Annotated in this window: 4 protein-coding genes; all 4 read left to right on the top strand. The window is 63.5% G+C overall.

Going from position 1 to position 4197, the window contains the following annotated elements; all coding sequences use genetic code 11:
- A partial coding sequence (locus tag SGJ19_17225) for a hypothetical protein (GenBank protein MDZ4781992.1) occupies nt 1-419 on the top strand: 419 nt, incomplete at its 5' end.
- 140 nt (nt 420-559) lie between these two features.
- A complete protein-coding gene (locus tag SGJ19_17220; protein ID MDZ4781991.1) occupies nt 560-1435 on the top strand; it encodes a CDP-archaeol synthase in 876 nt (291 codons plus the stop codon).
- 152 nt (nt 1436-1587) lie between these two features.
- The gene (locus SGJ19_17215) at nt 1588-2535 is read left to right on the top strand and encodes a PhoH family protein (protein ID MDZ4781990.1); all 948 of its coding nucleotides are present in this window, start codon (nt 1588-1590) and stop codon (nt 2533-2535) included.
- Between the two features lie 18 nt (nt 2536-2553).
- A partial coding sequence (locus SGJ19_17210) for a hypothetical protein (GenBank protein MDZ4781989.1) occupies nt 2554-4197 on the top strand: 1644 nt, incomplete at its 3' end.

Below are 4197 nucleotides of genomic sequence, written 5' to 3'. Positions count from 1 at the left end.
TCGCCGCGCGCGGCGAGTTTGCCCGAGATGAACCGCCGGACATGATCGACGACAGCGAACGCACCATCGCTTTCTGGCCGCAATGCCCGGAATGCGCGCGCAAGCGCACCACGGTTTGTCCCTACTGCGGCGCCAGCGGCGTCAATTTCCCCTGGGCCGACGAGGGTGACCCCACGGAGGAGTATCCCGAACTGTGGATCGACTGCCCGGTCTGCGATAGCGCCTACGCGCCGGATTACTTGTCCCGTTGCGAATGGTGCGGGCACCGTTTCCCCAGCGGTATCAAGGCCCCGCCCGAGCGCACACCGGCGCTAAAGTTCGTCTGGGACTGGAACTCCCGACTCGTGATGGTCGTACTCGCCGCGTTTGGATTGCTGGGCGCCCTCGCGGCGTACTTCGCTTGGATCGTCCGGCAGTGAACGGTATCCCAACACTAGCCCGACGCGCAAGCGAGGGAGAGTACGCGTTGTTCGGTGCTCGGCGTCTACTCCCCCTCGCTTGCGCGTCGGGCTAGTATGGGTAGCCAACATTTCGCGATTCCGATGACCAGGAACAACACGTGCTACGCTGGCGACTATTACTCGGCGCGTTGCTAGTCGCCACGCTCGTCGGCCTGGCCGTGTGGGATCATCGCACGTCGCCGCCGGGCGTCTGGGTGACGTTACCGGCGCTGTTGCTCTTGTCCGTCGTCGCGACCCAGGAATTGCTGGCGCTCTTCGCGGCCCGCGACTTGAAGCCGCTCGCCTGGCCACTGTATCTCGTCAACCTGGCGCTAGTCGCTGTGAATTGGTTGCCGGCCTGGATGCCAATGCTGGCGAAGACGAGTCCAGACGCCAGCTTAATGGCCGCCGCGGTGTTGATGCTCTTCCTCGGCGAGATGCGCCGCTATGAACGCCCCGGCATGGTGATGGAGCGCCTGGCCTGTGGCGTGTTGATCGTCGGCTACATCGGGCTGCTGTTCGCGTTCCTGGCGAAAATCAGGCTACTGCAAGGCGGCGCGGCGGGCATCCCGGCGATGCTCTCCCTGATTCTCATCGTCAAGCTTGGCGACACCGGCGCGTACACCGTGGGGAGATTGTTCGGCAAGCACAAGATGGCGCCGGTGCTGAGTCCCGGCAAAACCTGGGAAGGCGCAGTCGGCGGATTGCTCTCCGCGTGCTTCGGCGGCTGGCTCACCGGGGCCTGGTTGTTGCCGTTGCTGACTTCCCATGCTCGCGTCCTGGAACCCAGTCGCTGGCTGCTTTACGGTTTCGTCGTCGGGCTGGCCGGGATGTTCGGAGATCTGGCCGAGTCGCTCATCAAGCGCGACGTCGGCCGCAAGGATTCCAGCGCCTGGATGCCCGGCTTTGGGGGCGTATTGGACGTGCTGGATTCGATCCTGTTCGCCGCCCCCGTGGCCTACTGGTGCTGGTCCTACGGATTGGCGGGTCCGTAACGAGGAAATAGTTGGCGACGCAAGTGCTGTGCATTAAATAGCTTACGACGACCGAAAAACCCGCCGCTGGCCCCGTCCCCAGCAGTATGGTTAAATTACCCAGTCACTACCCGTCCGTACCTGCGCTGGCTGCAATGCCGGCGTGCCGCTGGATGAGCGAAGCCACAATCTCGAAAGTCGACGCCCCGACGCTCTTGGCGTTGTTTGGGCCTGGCGACCAACACCTGCGAGCCCTGCGCACCGCGCTCGGCGTCACCATCACGGCTCGCGACGATCAGATTCTGATTCGCGGCGATGCCGCGCCGGTGGCCAAGGCCGCCGACGTGCTCGAACAATTCAAAGCCCTCGTGCAACGCCACGGCGAACTTTCCGCCGAGGACGTGCAGCGCACGCTGGCCACGCTCAACAACGGCGGCGCGGTTCGCAAGGCCGTGGCGATCGACGTTTTCGCAGCCTCGCGCAAAATCGTCCCGCGCACGCTGGGGCAAGAGCGCTACATCGATTCCATTCGCGCCCACGACATTGTCTTCTGCTGCGGACCGGCCGGCACCGGAAAAACCTACCTGGCTGTCGCCATGGCCGTCGCGGCCTTGAAACAGGAGTTGATCCGCAAGATCGTACTCGTTCGTCCGGCAGTCGAGGCCGGCGAGAGCCTGGGCTACTTGCCCGGCGACTTGGAAGCCAAGATCAATCCGTACCTGCGGCCGCTCAAAGATGCGCTCCGCGAGATGATGGACCACGATCAGATCAAACGGTTCGGCGAGCAGGAAATCATCGAAGTCGTACCGCTGGCCTACATGCGCGGCCGCACGCTCAACGAAGCGTTCATGATTCTCGACGAAGCGCAGAACACGTCCGTCGCGCAGATGAAGATGTTCCTGACGCGCATGGGGCACGGCTCGAAGATCGTGATCTCCGGCGACACCACGCAGATCGACCTGCCGTCGCATCAGCGCAGCGGCCTGATCGACGCCGTCGAGCGCTTGCGCGGCATCCAGGGCATTGCACAAGTTCAACTCTCCGACGCGGACATCGTGCGCCATCGGTTGGTGCAGGACATCGTCCGGGCATATGACGACGGACCCCAGCGCCGCCGCTAACACGGCGCCGCACCGACGATGGCCAACGGCACACCTCGCCGACGACGAAATCCCCGCGTCACCACGCTCGACCTCCCGCCGAGCCGCTGGGAGCGCTACCGGATGGCCCTGCGCGATCCGGACGTGCTGATGCGCGGCGGACTCTGCCTCGTGACCTGCCTGGCGATCTGGGCATTGATGCAGCCCTGGTCGCCGCCGTTCACCTTCCGCGACGGCACGATCTCGCGCCGGGCGATCAGCTCACGGGTGGAATTTAAGCGTCAGGACGACGCCGCGAAAGAAAAGCTGGAAAATCAGGCCCGCAGCGAAGTCTATCCGGTCTTCAACCAGGACACGGCCCCCTGGCAAAAGCTGCAGGACGAACTGCACAACGCGCTATTTGCCGTGGCCTCGGCCATGACCGTGGCCGAAGTCCGGCCGGAAGATTGGCTGGCCTTCGAACGCCCTGATGCCCCGAAAAGCGAAGACCCCGCGGCGAACGCGGCCGCGATCGAGCAGTTTCGCGCAGTGCTCGGCGGAGCGGAACAAGTCGGCAAGGTGGACGATGCCGTCAAGCGCGCCTTGGCGCCGTTCGTCGAACGCGGCCGGTTAGGCGAGTTCCCGCGCGACGGGCTGTTCCGTTACGACCAAATCCAGGTGCAAGCGGTTGGCAAGCCAGAAACGCGCCGCCTAGTCGGCATCACGGAAGTGATGTTCGATGACCGCGCCGAAAAAATCCGCGTGGCGCTTTCGAACGAGATCGAAGATTTGACGATTCGCCAGCGCGTGACCAATTTCCTGTTGCCACGGTTGCCGAAGGAGACGCTCTCACTCAGTCCGGACGAAACCCGCATCGTCCAAGAGACTGCCGCCGAATTAGTCCCCGATCAGTTCGTCACCTACGGCAAAGGCCAGACGCTCGTCGAACCGGGCGTGCCGCTCACGTTGGAGCTGCTGGAACTGCTGCGACTCGAACATGGGCATTACCTACGCACCCGCACCTGGACCGACATGTCCCTGCGCGGCGCCGCGGTGATGGTCTTGGTGCTGGCGTTTTGCAGCGTCTGGGTGCTTTATTTGGCGCGCCGCGAGCCGGAATTGCTCCGCGATCTTCGGCGTTTCTCAACATTGCTGTTGATGGTCGTCGTGGCGCTCTTGTTGGCGCGCTGGATGGCCTACGACCCCTACCGCGCGGAGTTGATTCCGCTGTTACTATTCGGGATGATCGTCGGCATCGCCTACCGCCGCGAATTGGCGATGGTCCTCACTGGCTCGCTCGCCGCCATGCTGCTGATGGCGGGTCGTAATTTCCTGGGCGATTTCCTCACGCTGATCGCGGTCAGCGTGACCGGCATCCTGTTGCTCGATCACATTCGCAGCCGCAGCAAGCTGATCAAGGTCGGCGTCATCGCCGGCGCCGTGGCGTTCATGATGACCTTCGCAGTCGGCTTGCTCGAAGAACAAGACCCGCAACTGGTGCTCAAGTACGCCATGCAAAACGGCCTCTGGGCGATCGTCGCCGGCTTCCTGATTACCGGCCTGCTGCCGTTCATCGAGAGCCTGTTCGGCGTGCTGACCGAAATCAGCTTGCTGGAACTCGGGGACGTCGCCCATCCGCTGTTACAGGAGTTGGTGCGCCGCGCGCCAGGCACGTATAACCATTCCATCAACGTCGCCTCGCTG

The sequence above is a fragment of the Planctomycetia bacterium genome, assembly GCA_034440135.1.
Taxonomy (GTDB): domain Bacteria; phylum Planctomycetota; class Planctomycetia; order Pirellulales; family JALHLM01; genus JALHLM01.
This window is presented reverse-complemented; position numbering and strand designations above follow the sequence as displayed.